At 64.0% G+C, this 455-nt stretch carries 1 protein-coding gene; it reads left to right on the forward strand.

What is annotated here, in order from left to right; translation table 11 throughout:
* The coding region (locus EN955_RS34640) for an Ig-like domain-containing protein (protein WP_127223584.1) at nucleotides 1-455 on the forward strand (455 nt) is incomplete at both ends.

Below are 455 nucleotides of genomic sequence, written 5' to 3' on the forward strand. Positions count from 1 at the left end.
GCTACACCTATGCACCGAAAGCCAATTTCGTCGGCACCGACGGCTTCACCTATAAGGCGTCCGACGGCACCGCCGAAAGCAACATCGCGACCGTCGCGCTCACTATTGACGCCGCGAACGAAAACCATGCGCCAGTGGCGATCGATGATACGGCGACCGTGGCCGAGGATGGCAGCGTCGTCGTGCCGGTGCTCACCAACGACAGCGATGTCGACGGCGACGCGCTGGCGCCGGTCCTGGTCACCGAGCCGACCAACGGCACGCTGACGCTCAATCCGGACGGCAGCTTCACTTATGCGCCGAAGGCCAACTTCTTCGGCACCGACAGCTTCACCTACAGGGCGTTCGACGGCACCGCCGAGAGCAACATCGCGACCGTCGCGCTGACCATAACGCCGGTGAACGATGTGCCTGTCGCCGCCGATGACACCGCAAGCGTTGCCGAAGATGGGACG

The sequence above is a fragment of the Mesorhizobium sp. M7A.F.Ca.CA.001.04.2.1 genome, assembly GCF_003998485.1.
In the GTDB taxonomy this organism is placed as follows: Bacteria; Pseudomonadota; Alphaproteobacteria; order Rhizobiales; family Rhizobiaceae; genus Mesorhizobium; species Mesorhizobium ciceri.